14 protein-coding genes are annotated in these 16,911 nt (G+C 41.5%); 3 read left to right on the top strand and 11 right to left on the bottom strand.

Going from position 1 to position 16,911, the window contains the following annotated elements; translation table 11 throughout:
- Positions 1–6: 6 nt before the first annotated feature.
- The 5 genes from ndk to J580_RS18435 all read right to left on the bottom strand — a co-directional run bounded on the left by ndk (position 7) and on the right by J580_RS18435 (position 5,038).
- On the bottom strand, positions 7–438 hold the full coding sequence (gene ndk / locus J580_RS18455) for a nucleoside-diphosphate kinase (RefSeq protein WP_000963851.1): 432 nt from the start codon (positions 436–438) through the stop codon (positions 7–9).
- A 113-nt stretch (positions 439–551) separates the two neighbouring features.
- Positions 552–752 carry a Fe-S cluster assembly protein IscX gene (gene iscX, locus J580_RS18450; protein ID WP_004698764.1) on the bottom strand — a complete coding sequence of 67 codons (201 nt, stop codon included), beginning with the start codon at positions 750–752 and terminating at the stop codon, positions 552–554.
- A gap of 99 nt (positions 753–851) precedes the next feature.
- A complete protein-coding gene (locus J580_RS18445; RefSeq protein ID WP_005066176.1) occupies positions 852–1,403 on the bottom strand; it encodes a phosphatase PAP2 family protein in 552 nt (183 codons plus the stop codon).
- Between the two features lie 24 nt (positions 1,404–1,427).
- The gene (locus tag J580_RS18440; protein WP_075383343.1) at positions 1,428–2,717 is read right to left on the bottom strand and encodes a glycosyltransferase family 4 protein; all 1,290 of its coding nucleotides are present in this window, start codon (positions 2,715–2,717) and stop codon (positions 1,428–1,430) included.
- A 137-nt stretch (positions 2,718–2,854) separates the two neighbouring features.
- Positions 2,855–5,038 (bottom strand): carboxy terminal-processing peptidase, encoded by a 2,184-nt coding sequence (locus tag J580_RS18435; RefSeq protein WP_032005184.1) that lies wholly within the window; start codon positions 5,036–5,038, stop codon positions 2,855–2,857.
- A 192-nt stretch (positions 5,039–5,230) separates the two neighbouring features.
- Here J580_RS18435 and nagZ point away from each other — a divergent pair, with 192 nt between their 5' ends.
- Both nagZ and J580_RS18425 read left to right on the top strand, forming a co-directional pair.
- Positions 5,231–6,250 (top strand): beta-N-acetylhexosaminidase, encoded by a 1,020-nt coding sequence (nagZ, locus tag J580_RS18430; RefSeq protein ID WP_032005183.1) that lies wholly within the window; start codon positions 5,231–5,233, stop codon positions 6,248–6,250.
- A 302-nt stretch (positions 6,251–6,552) separates the two neighbouring features.
- Positions 6,553–7,395 (top strand): class I SAM-dependent methyltransferase, encoded by an 843-nt coding sequence (locus J580_RS18425; protein WP_032005182.1) that lies wholly within the window; start codon positions 6,553–6,555, stop codon positions 7,393–7,395.
- A gap of 55 nt (positions 7,396–7,450) precedes the next feature.
- On the opposite strand, the gene J580_RS18420 is transcribed toward J580_RS18425, so the two are convergent.
- Positions 7,451–8,764: an alpha/beta fold hydrolase gene (locus J580_RS18420; RefSeq protein WP_032005181.1), complete on the bottom strand. Its 1,314-nt coding sequence runs from the start codon at positions 8,762–8,764 to the stop codon at positions 7,451–7,453.
- 299 nt (positions 8,765–9,063) lie between these two features.
- Between J580_RS18420 and J580_RS18415 the strand changes: the two genes are divergently transcribed.
- The gene (locus J580_RS18415; RefSeq protein ID WP_032005180.1) at positions 9,064–10,329 is read left to right on the top strand and encodes a glutamate-5-semialdehyde dehydrogenase; all 1,266 of its coding nucleotides are present in this window, start codon (positions 9,064–9,066) and stop codon (positions 10,327–10,329) included.
- A gap of 67 nt (positions 10,330–10,396) precedes the next feature.
- Here the strand turns inward: J580_RS18415 and J580_RS18410 are convergent, their stop codons facing one another.
- The 5 genes from J580_RS18410 to edd all read right to left on the bottom strand — a co-directional run bounded on the left by J580_RS18410 (position 10,397) and on the right by edd (position 16,770).
- Positions 10,397–12,025, bottom strand: a complete 1,629-nt coding sequence (locus J580_RS18410; protein WP_032005179.1) for an NADP-dependent glyceraldehyde-3-phosphate dehydrogenase — start codon at positions 12,023–12,025, stop codon at positions 10,397–10,399.
- A gap of 167 nt (positions 12,026–12,192) precedes the next feature.
- Complete coding sequence (locus J580_RS18405) at positions 12,193–12,705, bottom strand: gluconokinase (protein ID WP_014208329.1); 513 nt, start codon at positions 12,703–12,705, stop codon at positions 12,193–12,195.
- A gap of 17 nt (positions 12,706–12,722) precedes the next feature.
- The gene (locus tag J580_RS18400; protein ID WP_017402549.1) at positions 12,723–14,081 is read right to left on the bottom strand and encodes a gluconate:H+ symporter; all 1,359 of its coding nucleotides are present in this window, start codon (positions 14,079–14,081) and stop codon (positions 12,723–12,725) included.
- Positions 14,082–14,266: 185 nt separating this feature from the next.
- A complete protein-coding gene (eda, locus tag J580_RS18395) occupies positions 14,267–14,896 on the bottom strand; it encodes a bifunctional 4-hydroxy-2-oxoglutarate aldolase/2-dehydro-3-deoxy-phosphogluconate aldolase (protein WP_009390833.1) in 630 nt (209 codons plus the stop codon).
- A 20-nt stretch (positions 14,897–14,916) separates the two neighbouring features.
- Positions 14,917–16,770, bottom strand: coding sequence for a phosphogluconate dehydratase (gene edd, locus J580_RS18390; RefSeq protein WP_032005178.1), 1,854 nt, complete (start codon positions 16,768–16,770; stop codon positions 14,917–14,919).
- Between the last annotated feature and the right edge of the window lie 141 nt (positions 16,771–16,911).

Raw genomic sequence — 16,911 nt, 5'->3', positions numbered from 1 at the left:
TTTCGATTAACGAGTGCGTGGGCAGATCTCGTTGTCAGCAAAGAAGTAAGCAATTTCACGCTCTGCAGAAGCAACTGAGTCAGAACCGTGAGCAGCGTTTTCGTCGATGCTTACAGCAAAGTCAGCACGGATCGTACCAGGAGCAGCTTCTTTAGGGTTTGTAGCACCTAAGATTTCACGGTGTGCAAGAACTGCATTTTCGCCTTCAAGAACAGATACTACAACTGGACCAGAAGTCATGAATGCAACTAAGTCACCAAAGAAACCACGTTCTTTATGCTCAGCATAGAAACCTTCAGCATCAGCTTGAGAAAGGTGTTTCATTTTAGTCGCAACAATTTTTAAACCCGCTTTTTCAAAACGAGCAAAAATTTCACCGATGTGGTTTTTAGACACTGCATCAGGTTTTACGATAGACAAAGTACGTTCAATAGCCATGAGTGGCTCCTTTATTTTAAGATTTAAACTTTAAAAAATTTGCCGCATTATACCGATGTCATAGGCAATAATCAGCTTTGAATGTGTAAAAGTTGCGATTTTTTCTACTGTTTTTAGCGAACTTCGTCTATCCAGGCCATCTGAATACCTTCTAGCAATCCTTCTGTCGATTTATTTGGGTCATCACTGAAGTCTGGCAATGCGCACACCCATGCATGTAAATCGGTAAAACGGATCCATTGCGGATCAACTTCTGGATGTGCTTCTGACAATTCAATGGCAATATCAATCGTATCTGTCCAACGTAAGCCCATAGCGGCTCCTATCTGTTTAATCTGCTAAATCACGAACTGTGTACTTTAGCAAATCCACAAACTTAATCGATAGCTTAAGCTGATAAAAATTACCGATACTTATAAAGCGATGTTCAATAATGGCGCCACAAAAATAATCGTAGCCGCGACCGCTGCACCAATTAGCGCACCAACAATCACATCACTTGGATAATGAAGGCCCAGTACCATCCGAGACAAAGCGACAAGCACCATAAATGGGAACATGGCAGCAAGCAAAACTGGCTGGATGTAACCCAATACAATTGTCACCATGACCGCATGAAGCGTGTGACCTGATGGAAAACTAAAGTGATCAAGCGGTCTTTCACCAAGTACAATTACCTGATGCACCTGATAAGGACGTGGTCGCGTTGTTTTGTGTTTTAAAAATTTATAGATTGCTGTGCCAACAGAACCACCTAATAACAAGTAGATGATTTGCAAGCTATAGTTAATGCCTTGCATACCCCACACGATTGCCAACATTAGATACCAAAATGGACCATCTCCAACACGACTGATAATTTTGAAAAAAAGGGCAACACGCTGTGAGTGAGAGAAATTATTCAGATATAAACAGCCTCTCAAATCTAAATCGAGTATTTTTATTTTTGCATTCTTAAATTTCATGGTCATTCTCCTATCTTAGGATACTTAGGTGAAGTCCAACGAGGGCTCCTTCACTACCTGATAAAATGCCTGCTCCAATTGCTGAACCGGAAGTTGCCAACCGCTTTGCTGTACTTTATGACAGGCTTGTACGCCCATTTCTCTAAGTTGTTGTACTGAAGGAAGCTGATAAATTTGTTGTATAAAGTGGTTTTTTTGTCCAAGTGGGCTTAACCAGCCATTCACACCATGTGTTAAGTATTGATGTGCACATGCATAATCATACGCTATAACTGGTAAACCGCTTGCCATTGCCTCTAAAACTACGTTACCAAACGTTTCAACTTGACTCGCAAATACGAATACATCTGCACTCGCATAGGCAGCCGCCAAATCTTGACCTCTCAGACTTCCGGTAAAGATAACACCCTTCGCTTCAGGTAGTGACTTTAAACGAGCAAAATCTGGGCCATCTCCTACAATAACCAATTTAGTTTTATTTGGCTGAATGGTTTGCAGGTTCGCATAACTTTCAATGAGAACTTGTACTTCTTTTTCGGGAGACAAACGCCCCACATAAAGCATAACGCGTGTATTCTCATCAGCATCCCATTGTTTTCGCAAATTTTCAGAGCGATGCTTCGGTGAAAATCTGGTTGTATCTACGCCACGCCCAACGACAACCAGTGGACAAGTAATACCAAAACCGCGTAATGCTTCTTGAGTATCTTTACTCGGCACACAAGTTACTTGAGTGTTATTGTGAAACCAGCACAGGTATTTTTGAATCGGTTTGACTAAAAAAGCCAAATCGAAGAAACGACTAAAGTCTTGAAATGGTGAATGAAAGCCGCTCGAAACAGGAATAGCTTTTGCCTTAGCAGCCTGCATGGCGGTTAAACCTAACGGCCCTTCAGTCACGATGTGCACAACATCTGGCACAAACTTTTCAAAAGCTTTCGATACTTTTAAATATTGTGGCCAACCAAATTGTAAAGTTGGATATTTTGGAATAGCTTGTGACATCACCAGACATTCTTGCTCTGGCGTAAAGTCATGACATTTCGCTTTTTGCTCTGGGCGAATCAGTAAAATCTTATGCCCCTGTTTTTGTAAACCTTGGCATAACTGTAATAATGATAGTGCCACACCATTGATTTCGGGTGGCCAAGTTTCCGTCACAATAGCAATTTTTAAACGTGGGCGCACCAGATCATGCAATGAATGTGCATTAGATAGCTGCTGCTTTTGTTTAAAAAAGAATTGGAAGCTTTCAGGAAGTTGCTGTTGTTTTAATAGTGCTGTCGCATATGAACTTTGCATAGCGCCATCCATCAATGTATTTATTTTCATGCTTAAAGATTAAGCAGTTTTTTTGACATTTTGATGATAAATGCATGACAGTTTACTGACATGAAAAATAAAAAAAGCACACTGATGACAGCATGCTTTTTCTTAAATTCTAGTAACTCTTAGCGATTTTGCAATTTTGCATAATCCATGAGTACATTAGCAGCTTCAGTCACAAAAGTTTCCTCTTCTGGTAACGCTGGACGTTGCGATGCTTTCATTTTAGCGCGAGATTCAGCTAGAGCATCTAATGAAGCTTGATAGCTTTCCCAGTTTGCAAAAGGCTTTTGACCCGTTGCAGCACGGCGTTCATTTTCTGCATCTAAAGTTTGTTTCTCTAAGCCAAGTAATTCAGCACGGCGCTTATCAATATCAAGTACAACTTGTTTTTGCTCACTTGTTACCTTAGCAATCGCTGTACGTTTATTTAGATATTTAAACTGAGCGTCATTGCCAACACGTTGTTCAGAGAATTGAGACAACTTTGTCACATAAGGTTGAACAGAACCTTCGCGCTTAAATGGTGCAGTAGGAATTGTGTCCCACTTCAATGCATTCTTCGATTTACGCTCACCAAACTCTTCGTTATAGATATCGACGAGTTTAATGTCTGGCACTACACCTTTATTTTGTGTACTACCACCAGTAATACGATAGAACTTACGCTGAGTTAAAGTCGCTTGACCATATGCAAGAGTATCAAGTTGTACTTGAGCTGTCCCCTTACCAGTGGTTGTACTACCAATAATAATACCGCGCTCATAGTCTTGAATTGCCGCAGAGTAAATCTCACTTGCTGATGCCGATGCCAAGTTCACCAATACCGCGAGTGGACCTGTATAAATTTGCTGGCCGCCATCGTTATCTTCAAACACGCTTACGTTGCCATTGCCATCACGAATTTGTACAACCGGACCAGACTTAATCACCTGCCCCAACATACGTGCAACTTCTTCTAATGAGCCACCTGGGTCATTACGTAAGTCAATAATAATACCTTCTACTTTCTTCGCTTTTAGCGCTTCAAAAGCATTTGCAGTATCTTCAGAAACTGAACGGTATTGTTGACCTGCACGACGTGAACGATAGTCAAAATAGAATGATGGAATTTCAATTACGCCCAACACATGCTTTTTGCCATCACGTGTCACTTCAACTGTGCGTGAACGAACACCAGCATCTTCTTCTTGAATAACATCACGTACTAAAGTCACATTACGAGCCTGACTCATTGATGCGCCAGCACCAAGAAGTTTTAATGTGACTTTTGTTCCGCGCTTACCACGAATAAGCCCAACAATTTCAGAACTTGTCCAGCCAATCACATCAACCATTTTCTCGCCTTCTTGTGCGACACCAATGATTCGATCTCCTGATTTCACTTGACCAGACTTACTTGCAGGACCACCTTCTACAATGGTTTCAATCTTGGTGTAATCTTCGTTGCCACGTTCTGGACGAATCGACACCCCAATACCTTCTAGTTGCAAGGTAGTTTGGCGATTAAGTTCGATCGCATCAATTGGCGGGTAATAGTTACTATGTGGATCATAGGTCGCCAACATTGCATTTAATGTTTTGTCCAAGACGTCATCGCTTTTCACACGACTAATTCTTTCAAGCTGACGCGTATAACGTTTAGTTAACGTTTGAGCTGGCGTTAAATCTTCTGGGCCAGTTAAGTCTTGACCATCAGCAAGTGAAGGATTTTCTTTAAGCGCTTTTTGTTTCGCCTGCTCTTCTTCACGACTAATGGTTAAGTTGATTAACTGTGAAACCAACATTTTGCGCCAATGATTTTGTTGCTCAGCAGTCGTTTTAAAATACGGTGCTTTTTCACGATCAACTTCAATATAGCTATTTGGCTGCTTTAAATTTTGCTGTTGTTTTAACTCAGCTAACATGAACTCATAAAACTGTTTTAAACGTTCACGATATTGCTGATGAATTGCAAACGGTCCAGTCAAATTCCCCGCTTTTAATGAAGCACCAAAATTTGAACCATAGAGTTTTTTATAATTTTGAACTTCAGCGTCTAAAAATAGTGAGTGATCTGGATCAAGACTATCTAAATACATATCAAGAATACGATTTGATGTCGTCGCATCCAGACGCATATTTAAATAATGTTGGCGATCAACTAAAGTTGCCAGCTGGCGAGCTACCAAAGCTTGTTCTTGCGTTGGCTGGATTGATTGAGAAACCGCAGCAGTATTGGTTGCTGCTCTCGCTTCATTCATCGTATGAGAGAAGAATAAACCGCCAGTCGCGATCGCTACTGCACAAGCTATAGTTTGAAGTTTCATAAATTTTTAATACTTCCTTGGGTGTTCCTATCTTACACGCTCTGTTTTCGATATGAACTAAGCAGATTCAAAATCTTAACCAACTAAATTGTTTATACCGTGTAGTTTTATCATATTCTGTACTGACAAAATGTAGCAAAACATTGCAAAATTCGCTTATTGTTTTTCAATCAAAATTCAAATGGAACCAATATGATTGGCGCATTGATGCTGGACATCGCCGGCACAGAACTTACTCAAGAAGATATTGAACTATTACGCGCTCCGCAAGTCGGTGGCATGATTTTATTTGCACGAAATATTGAATCTCCACAACAAGTCCGTGCCTTAACGGACCATATGCGTCAAATTCGTCCAGATATTTTAATTGCTGTCGACCAAGAAGGTGGGCGAGTTCAGCGCCTAAGATCAGGTTTTACCTTATTACCGGCCATGGGTCGTTTTGGGGAGTTATATTTAACTCAACCTCAAAAAGCACTTGAGCTGGCTGAACAGTGCGGTTGGTTAATGGCAACAGAAGTCCTTGCAGTCGGCATCGATTTTAGTTTTGCACCAGTTTTAGATCTTAACGCAATTAGTGACGTGATTGGCGACCGTGGCTTCTCTAAAAATATTGAAGATATTGCTCCACTTGCCGGCGCATTTATGCAAGGCATGAAAAAAGCCGGAATGGCGAATACAGGCAAACACTTCCCTGGTCACGGCTCGGTGAAAGCAGACTCTCATGTGGCAGCTGCAATCGACAGCCGTAGCTATGACGAAATTTACAACCACGATATGCAAAGCTTCATTAAGCTTATGCCTCAGCTAGATGCACTCATGCCTGCACATGTGATTTATGATCAAGTTGATCCAAATCCGGCAGGTTTTTCACCTTTCTGGATTCAAGAAGTTCTACGCAAGCGTTTGAAGTTTGATGGTGTACTTTTCTCTGATGACTTAAGCATGCAGGCTGCTTGTGTCGCAGGGGGGGCAGATGCGCGTATTCAGGCTGCTCTAGCGGCTGGGGGTGACATGGGACTGGTGTGTAATGACCGAAGTGCAGCCTGTACAGCGCTCGAAGGTATTACAAACTTAGAACTACCAAACCAAGAGCGTTTAGAACGCATGCGCGGCCAAATTCCACAAATTCAAATTGGTGAAACCTTATCGCTTGGAAATGAGTGGCAAGCTGTCAAAACAGCCATTGAAGAGTTTAAAAATTCGATTTAACTTTACTAAGTAATTGATAAGTTTTTATGAAATAAGATTGTCTCAACAATTGGATACTCGGTAACGTCATCCACAACCTGCATGGTTTATGCAAAATGCTTTTTTGCAATTAAATCAAAAAATATCAGGCTTTGAACAGGTTTTGTGGATGACAATGGTTTTGCCTACTTTTCCCAAAAGAAAAGTAGGTCGAGCCGAAGGCTGATGACTAAATAAAATTAGAACACAGCATGACTCTGCTATGAAAATTACGACATAAAAAATATCAAGATAAATTTATGGAAAAATAGAGCCTAGGACGAATGACACAACAACTTTCAAAACACCGCCATATCTCTTTTACAGCCCACTATACGGGTTATATCTGGTATCAAATGGGGATCTCTCATGAAGCACTTGCCACAACCAAAGGCAAATCACTGGCTTATTTGGTTCATCCAATAGAATCATGGGCAGAGAAATATGTGGGCGGTAGTATGCGCACTACGCTCAAACAACGCCACACCATGCTTGACCATCATTTAGAACAACTCATTCAAGAAAGTCCTGATTTACAGGTGCTTGAAATAGCATGTGGCCTGTCTCCACGTGGCTGGTGGTTTAGACAACATTACCCTTCGATTACCTATCGGGAGCTTGATTTGCCCGATATGGCACAAACCAAACAAAATGCGTTACAGCAAATTGAAAAAAATGCACCTGAAGTTTTATCAGTTGATTTATTTACAGAAGCTTTTGCACAAGCATTTGAAGTATTTGACCCTAACCGCCCATTGGTTGTAATCAGTGAAGGTTTGATTAACTATTTTGATAAAGATTTATTAAAACAATTGATCCAATCGATTGGCCACTATGGGGCTACTTTTAAAAAGTTCCACTATTTAACCGACTTATATCCTGAACCCATTAAAAACAAACTCGCTAGTATTATCTGGAATAGTAGTAAGTTACTTAAACTCATGTCTCGCAGTTCATTTAGTTTTCATTTCAAAAGTCCACAAGAAGTTAATGACTTTTTTAAAGATACAGAATTTGAGCAGGTTACTATTGAACAGCCACAAATATTTTTTGGGGAAGTTTCTCAAGATAGCCATGAAGAGCATTTAGGCGACTTAGTTTGGATTATTCACGCTCAAATAAAATAATAAATATAAAAAATGGAAGCTCGACATAAACGAGCTTCCATCTATAACTATATTATTAAGCTGCTTGTTTTTGACGAGCAATAAAACGGCTTAACCGATCAGCAAGCTCAAAACTACCATGTTTAAATAAAGCACGTATTCCTTGTTCAGTAGCTTCAAAGATTAAACACTCAATTGCAAAACGACCTTCTTCATCTTCTAAATGCAGTGCCAAATCACGTGGATGGTCATTCACAAAATCAAGCTGTGAAACATCATCCATTTTTAAATACATCCCAAAGAAAGTCACGTCAACAATCGTCACTGGCACTTCTGTTTTACATTCATGATGGCTCAGTTGAGTGTTCGGTTGCAAAACTGGAACTCGCTCTTCACCACGGCGCTCCATCTTTTGCATCTGGTCACGCGTCATTGGAATAATACCATCCAGATTGTGGATAGATTCACCCTTCAAGAATGAAGTGAACAAACTCATGGTTTCTTTACGACGCTGGAGCTGTGGCACATGATCAGCGTTTGCAATAAGTGCAAATTCCATATCAGGACATTGCAAAGCAAAATTGGCGTTTTCATGAGGCAGAGTAAAACTGTCGTATTGCCCTGCTGCAACTAGCGTTTTGCACTCTGGAATAGGTACATCTGTTAACCGCAAAAGGCGGTTACAGTTAATTTCATAACGTTCCCGCTCAGTCCCCGTAAACTCGGCCATTTGTCTAAAAAATAACTTTTTAGCGGTTGGTGACATACGAGTTTTATCTAATTTTGCATGATTAACTAAATACAAAATAACAGCTTGCCCAAACTCTTCCATGCGGTTTTCTTGCATGAGTTTGAGCGACTCTTCTAAAATCATTCGCCAACTTTTACGAGTCTTTTGCATAACTCCCATCAAGATCATACGATCCATCAAATCTGGGCGCTGATGAGCAAAACAAGAGGCAATCACAGACCCTAAAGACATTCCCATTACAGAAACTTTTTGTATTCCAACGATATCTAACCAACGTCCTAACATTTCAGATAAATCAGGAAGTTCTAAAGTACCCGCAGATACTCCTGTGTCGCGATTAGTAATTTGCTGATTTGCACCCATCGAAGGTAAATCAATTAAAATAACCGGACCACTTTCAAACAATTGTTCAACACAATATTTATAAGAATTAAAATTCTGGAAAGCACCACCAACAATCACAATCGGTGTTTTGTGAATCGTTTTAGGATCGGCAATTGCCATATATTCAATTTTCCAACCGTCAATCCATGTTGTACGAGCAGGTTGTTTAAAACTATCTCTATGGTAGATATCGAAAAAGCCAAAACCGGCATAAGCTTGGTTGATCTCCGAATCCATTTGAATAATGGAATTCATATCCTTGCTTCCTCCTTGCTGTAATTTTTTTATGCTGCAAGAGTTCCTTCTTGAACACGTAATCTTTTATGCACAAAACTTTAAAATTTGTATTAGTTTGTATTGCACAATAACATTCTAAACAATTGTCTGAAATATACGCAATCGCTGAAATGACCGCTCATCTTGTTTAAGTCGCTAATAGTTTGCAAAATATTTAAATGTTTTTTTATGGCGGTCACATTTTTCAAAAAAAGCCATTCATTGTTCCGCATTTGACTGCTACTATCTTACTCATTGGTAAATGATTAAAAAATGCTATGCAAGATTCAATTGAACAATATATGCAAAAAGTTGGGCAACAAGCACGCGAGGCCTCACGCGTCTTAACAAGTGCTTCTACCTCACTAAAAAATCATGCACTCTCTGCTATTTATACTGCTTTGGAAAATAATCAAGAAGCAATCTTGGCGGCGAATCAAATCGACATGGATAAAGGTCGTAGCAACCAGCTCGACAGTGCCTTACTTGATCGTCTTGAGCTTACGCCCGCACGCTTTAAAGGGATGTTGCAAGGTTTAAAAGATGTGATCGCGCTTGTCGATCCAATTGGGGAAATTACTGATCTTGCATATCGCCCCACAGGCATTCAAATTGGAAAAATGCGTGTACCTTTAGGTGTCGTTGGTATGATTTACGAATCACGTCCAAACGTAACACTTGAAGCTGCATCTTTAGCGATTAAATCAGGCAATGCCATTATTTTACGCGGTGGTTCAGAAGCACTCGAGTCAAATAAAGCAATCGCAGAAGCAATTAAGCATGGTTTAAAAGTTGCCGGTTTACCTGAGCATTCAGTACAAGTCATTGAAACTTCTGACCGTGCAGCTGTTGGTCACCTCATTACAATGGCTGAATATGTTGATGTCATTGTTCCACGTGGTGGTAAAAGCTTAATTGAGCGCGTAACCAACGAAGCGCGTATTCCGGTGATTAAACATCTTGATGGTAACTGCCATGTATTCGTTGAAGCACAAGCAGACCTGCAAAAAGCTTTACCAATTACATTGAATGCAAAAACACATCGTTACGGTGTTTGTAATGCGATGGAAACACTGCTTGTTGATGAAAAAATTGCAGACGTTTTCTTACCACGCATTGCCGAACTATATGCTGAAAAACAAGTTGAGTTACGCGGCTGCCCAGAAACACGCCGTATTTTGGGTGCCTCTGTAAAACCTGCAACAGAAGAAGATTGGTACACCGAATATTTAGGGCCAATTCTTGCTGTTAAAGTGGTTAGCGGTATTGATGAAGCAATTGACCATATTAACAAATATGGTTCACATCACACCGATGCAATTGTGACTGAAAACTATACTTTGGCTCGTCAGTTCTTGGCTCGTGTAGATTCAAGTTCAGTTGTAATCAATGCTTCAACTCGTTTTGCTGATGGTTTTGAATATGGCTTAGGGGCAGAAATTGGTATCTCTACAGATAAAATCCATGCCCGCGGTCCTGTTGGCTTAGAAGGCTTAACTTCTCAAAAATGGATTGTGTTAGGTGACGGTCAAATTCGTCAATAATTAATCTATGAGTTCAAACAAAAACGCCTGATCAATTTCAGGCGTTTTTTATTATTCAAGTTATTAATTAGAAAATAAAGTCGGTATTCACGAATTTAGAATAGTGCTCAGACACCATAGAGGCCAACATGCCTTTGCTATCATCTGTCTGCTTAGCAGCAATCATAGAACGGATAGAGAACGCTCGCAGAGCATCATGCACAGACAATGTACCTTCCGCAGAATCTTTACGACCACCGAACGGGAATACATCAGGGCCACGCTGACATTGACAATTGATGTTTACACGACAGACCTGATGGACCAACGGATCAACTAAATGACCAATTTGCTCAGGGTCACTACCAAAAATACTCACCTGCTGCCCATGATCAGAAGTAGTGACATATTCCAGTACAGTTTCAATGTCATCATAAACAGAGACTGGTATCACTGGACCGAACTGTTCTTCACGATACAGTCTCATCCCCTCAGTCACTGGATAAACTACGGCTGGATAGAACATGGTTTTGCAGAACTCACCACCTTCCGGATTAACTACTTTTGCCCCTTTAGCCACAGCATCTTCAATCACTTCAGTCATGTAGGCCGTACGGTGCATACCTGGTAATGGGGTGATAAATACACCTTTTTCCCACGGCATACCCACTTTAAGTTTGGCCAGTTCAGCCGTTAAGCGGTTAACAAATTCATCGGCTATCGAGCGGTGTACCATCAGCATTTTGAGCGCAGTACAACGCTGACCATTAAATGACAATGCACCCAACAGACACTCTTTCACTGTCAGATCCAAATCAGCATCTGGCAGAATAATGGCTGCGTTCTTTGCATCTAATCCTAGAATCGCACGCAGACGATGAGATTTTGGATGTTGTTTTTTCAAGTGGTCAGCCACTTTACTAGAACCAATGAGTGCCAGTACATTAATTTGCCCAGATGCCAGCAAATGCGGCACTACTAGAGAACCTGGTGCATAAATCGTATTGATCACGCCTTTTGGAAATGAGTCACGAAACGCTTCTAGTAACGGTTCAAACAACAAAGTCCCGAATTGAGGTGGTTTAAAAATAATGGTATTCCCCATCAGCATGGCTGGGATCAGAGTTGCAAAGGTTTCATTCAGTGGGTAGTTGTATGGTCCCATACACAACACGACACCTAGTGGAGTACGACGAATTTGACCAATCGTACCTTCAGCAATTACAAAGCGGGAGTTGGCATTATCTAAATCTTTCAGGGCATCAATCGTTTGACGCATGTAGGTAATCGTACGATCAAATTCTTTCTCTGAATCCGCCAAGCTTTTGCCAATTTCCCACATGATCAGCTTAATAATCAGATCTCGTTGCTCCACCATGCGCTGAATAAAATTTTGCATACAGGCAATGCGCTCACCAACCTTCATCATGGGCCATTCGCCACGACCATTATTGTAAGCCCTTACCGCTGCTTCTAGTGCTTCATCGCTTTCTTTTTCACCCATGACTGGATAACTACCAAGTTCAACTTGCTGTAGGCTACCGTCAGGCTGCTGAATCCAGATCGGAGATAATGTTTTCTTGGTTGCACCAGCCCATAGCTTCAACTCACCATCCACGAGTGAGACACGCTGATGAATTTGAGATGGCAAACGTACACTTTCAGGAATACCGTCCACTACTGGGAATTTATGCTGTAGATTATTTAACTGATTCATTCTTCTTAATACCTTATTATTCGTATGTCTTTTATATATTCCCGAACTCGCCACTGTAATCAGGTTTTATTCGGGTCAATATCACTATTATTATCCGTACTCACCTTGCTTGAACCGTAAACCACAAGGTGAATATGTTAAAGCGTTGATAATCTTTCTAGATGAATTTACCCCCGACACACACTATCAGTCACCCCTAGCTTCTGGATGACTTGTTCAATGATCTGTTCTGGTGTGAGAGCAATATCAATAGCAATTGCTTCATTCACATCAGGTTCCTCTAATGTGTCTAGCTGGGTTTGTAGCAACGCTGGGTCAAAAAAATGACCTGATCTTTCTGCAAGTCGTTGCTGTAATAACTCATAAGAACCTTTTAAGTAGACAAACTTAACATTCTGGTCCTGACCTCTTAAAATATCGCGATACATGCGTTTTAAAGATGAGCATGTAAATACAGCCGTTTCACCGTCTCTCTGTTTGGTTTCAATGGCCTGACGAATTGCCTGTAACCATGGCAAGCGGTCTTCATCAGTTAAGGGAATACCTTGACTCATCTTACTTTTATTTGCAGCTGAATGAAGCGTATCGCCATCAAGGAACTCACAAGCCAAACGCTCTGATAACAATTCACCAATTAGGGTTTTACCTGTTCCACAAACACCCATTGCAATCACAATCATGGATTACTCACCTTTAATTATAAAATAGTGCTAAGCAGTAGCGTGAAAGATAAACCCAACACTGAAATGATCGTTTCTAATACTGACCAAGTCTTGAGTGTCTGCCCTACTGTCATACCGAAATATTCTTTGATTAACCAGAATCCTGCGTCATTTACATGTGAGAAAACTAATGAACCTGAACCTGTGGCAAGTACTAAAAGTTCTGGCCTAACTGCGACCCCCGCCGTAGCTGCAATTGGAGCGACAATACTACACGCTGTAGCCATAGCCACCGTTGCCGATCCTGTTGCCAAACGAATCAGTGCGGCAACAAACCAGCCTAACAATAACGGCGACAGGTTTGCCTTCAACGCTGTAGAAACAATCTCATTAGAAATACCAGTGTCACGCAAAATACCGCCAAAACCACCACCAGCACCTACAATCAACATAATCCCAGCAATAGAAGCTAAACACCCACCGCAGAATTTTTCAATTTGTTCACGGTTAAAGCCCTGCATCGTACCAAAGGTAATAAAGCTGACCAGCACGGCAATGAGTAATGCGATATCAGAAGTACCAATAAAACGTAGCAAATCATTTGCGAAAGTTTGTGGTGCAAAGAAAAGATCAGCCCAGCTACCAACCAACATCAATCCAACTGGCAGCATGATCGTAAATAAGGTAATACCAAAACTTGGTAATTCACGTGTCTTACTAGCATCTGCTTCAACAAACTGCTTTGCTAAAGGATTATTTTCAGACAATTTGACGTATTTGTTGATCCACAGTGCATACAGTGGCCCAGCGACGATAGCCGTTGGCACACCCACTATCAGACTATAAGCAATCGTTTTACCGATATCAGCATGATAAGCCTGTACTGCCAACAGTGCCGCTGGATGTGGTGGAATTAACCCATGCACAACCGATAAACCGGCAACCATTGGCAAGCCAACAACCAATAAAGATTTACCTGTTCTTTTTGCGATATTGAATGCAATTGGAATGAGTAGAACGAAACCTACTTCGAAAAATACGGGAAGGCCAACAATAAGGGCAATAAACATCATGGCCCAGTGAATATTTTTCTCACCAAACCACTTAATTAAAGTAATTGCTATTCGCTCTGCGCCACCAGACTCGGCCATCATTTTACCGAGCATCGTTCCGAGTGCGATTACAATCGCGAGGTGACCTAAGGTTTTACCTGTACCGGCTTCATAAGACTTAACAATATCACCCATTGGCATGCCAACAGCCAAGGCTAAACCGAGTGAAACAATAATCAGAACTAAAAATGGATAAATTCTAAACTTCGCGATCATGACCACTAAAGCAATAATCGCGATTACAGTGTAGATCAGTAACATGCCACCCTGAACCGTCTCCATGGGACACTTCTCCTTGGAATAATTATTTAGGCACACTGCCTAAACAAGGGTCTTCAACCACAGTAATTCCTACTGTTAAGACATTAAATTTTTATATTTAGGTGTGACCAGCACAAACTGGTCACATCAATACAGCCTTTAAAGCACATAGAATGCACTTCATTTTTTATAAATATTGTCTACATTTACAAAGCTCTCAACTGACTCGCAATTTGTGCCAAGCGAGTAATTTCAGCCCAGTCTTGTGCAGCTACAGTAGCTTTAGGTGTTAACCATGAACCACCTACACAAACCACGTTAGGTTGTTTTAAGAAATCTGGCGCTGACTCTGCCGTAATTCCACCAGTCGGACAAAAGCGCAAGTTTGGAAATGGACCATAAAATGCTTTTAGCATCTCAACGCCACCTGCCTGTTGAGCTGGGAAGAACTTCACAATGTCATAACCCAATTCAATCGCTTGAATCAGGTCACTTGGTGTCATCACACCCGGCAATAGAGGTAAGCCAGCATCTTGCGCAGCCAAATGCAAATCTTTAGTTAAACCAGGAGATACACCAAATTGAGCACCTGCTTTTTTGGCTTGCGCACAGTGTTCTGGTTTGGTAATCGTACCTACACCCACCACAATGTCATCTGCCAATTGGCTAGCACGCTCAATAGCAGCAAGACCAGCAGCGGTACGCAATGTAATCTCAAGAACTTTCACACCACCCGCATGTAAAGCACGTGATACATCTTCACCTTGCTCGGCAGAATCAAATGCCAATACAGGGATAACTGGACCTAATTTGACGATATCTTCAATTTTAATCATTATTTTTCAGTTCCTTTGATTCAAATCTGCTCTGGTAAATTTTCACCAACCAATGCACCAAATACAGATGCTCCATGTTCAGCTGGCGCAGCAGCAGCACGGAAAACACCAAATAATTCACGGCCAAAGCCAACTTCGTTTTCTGCCTGATGTTCTGGCTGAGCAACAGGACGCGACTGCCAAGTCTGTTCATCTATTTCAACATCGAGTACGCCAGCCTCAGCATCAATAACCAACATATCGCCTGTTTGAACTTTAGCAATCGGCCCATTTAGTAAGGCCTCTGGAGATAAATGAATCACCGCAGGAACTTTGCCTGAAGCGCCAGACATACGACCATCAGTGACTAAAGCAACGTGGAAACCTTGATCTTGTAAAACACCCAACACAGGCGTTAAACGATGCAATTCAGGCATACCGTTAGCACGCGCACCTTGGAAACGAACAACTGCAATAAAGTCTCGGTGTAATTCACCACGATCAAATGCAGCTTGCACTGCTTCCTGAGAATCAAACACAATTGCTGGAGCTTTAACTTTACGATGTTCTGGCGCAACAGCAGAAATCTTGATTACACCACGGCCAAGGCGACCTTGCATTAAGCGCAAGCCGCCATCTGGTTGAAACGGCGCATCAATGCTACGTAAAACTTTGTCATCAAGACTTTGAACCACACCGTCAACCCAAGTGAGCTTACCATCAATCAGTTTTGGTTCTTTGGTGTAGTGCTGTAAACCTTTACCAGCTACAGTCGTTACATCGTTATGCAACAAGCCAGCTTCAAGTAAGTTACGAATAAGGAAAGCAACCCCACCCGCAGCTTGGAAATGGTTTACATCAGCTTTACCATTTGGATAGATTTTTGCGAGCAGTGGAACAACAGCCGACAATTCATCGAAGTCATCCCAGTCAATCAAGATGCCAGCGGCACGAGCAATCGCAATAAGATGTAGAGTGTGGTTGGTTGAACCACCTGTAGCGAGTAACGCCACAATACCGTTTATAATTGCTTTTTCATCGACAACATGACCAATCGGCGTGTAGTTTCCACGCTCAACTGTTAAATCAAGTACACGAATCGCCGCTTCTGCGGTGAGTGCATCACGTAATGGTGTATGAGGATGAACAAATGCGGCACTTGGCAAATGCAAGCCCATGACTTCCATCAGCATCTGATTACTGTTGGCTGTACCATAAAAAGTACAGGTCCCTTGTCCGTGATAAGCAGCTGACTCAGCTTCTAGCAAAGCATCTCGGCCAACCTGACCCGTTGCAAATTGCTGACGAATTTTAGCTTTCTCATCGTTAGATAGACCACTGGTCATTGGGCCAGCTGGCACAAAAATAGTAGGTAAATAGCCAAACTGCAAAGCACCAATGAGCAAGCCCGGCACGATCTTGTCACAAACACCAAGACATAAAGCTGCGTCAAACATGTTATGAGACAATGCAATCGCTGTACTCATCGCAATGGTTTCACGAGAAAACAATGACAGTTCCATGCCAGCATTACCTTGGGTAATACCGTCACACATCGCAGGAACACCACCTGCAAACTGCGCTACTCCCCCATTTTCGCGAGCGGCATTTTTAATTAAATCTGGAAATGTTTTATATGGTGCGTGAGCCGACAGCATTTCGTTATATGAAGATACGATGCCAATATTTGGTTCACGGCCTACTTTAATAATTAATTTTTCATTATCGTCCATACTTGCAAAACCATGAGCCAGATTGGCACATGAAAGTGCTCCACGAGCAGGAAATTTGCCTTGTGCATGTTCAATACGTTGTAAATATGCAGAACGAGTTTTTTGACTACGTGCGATTACACGCTCGGTCACTTTTGCCAATACTGGATTCGGCAAGTCCATGCTGGACGCTCCTGTACAACCGGATAAGCCGGAACATAAAAATAGACCAAATGATATATTTCATCATCATTTGATAAGGGGAAGGAACAATATTATTAAGGCAAAAAGCGACATGCAAGCCCTAGTAAATTTTACGGTAAT

The sequence above is a fragment of the Acinetobacter sp. 1542444 genome (assembly GCF_000581835.1).
Classification (GTDB): Bacteria; Pseudomonadota; Gammaproteobacteria; order Pseudomonadales; family Moraxellaceae; genus Acinetobacter; species Acinetobacter pittii.
This window is presented reverse-complemented; position numbering and strand designations above follow the sequence as displayed.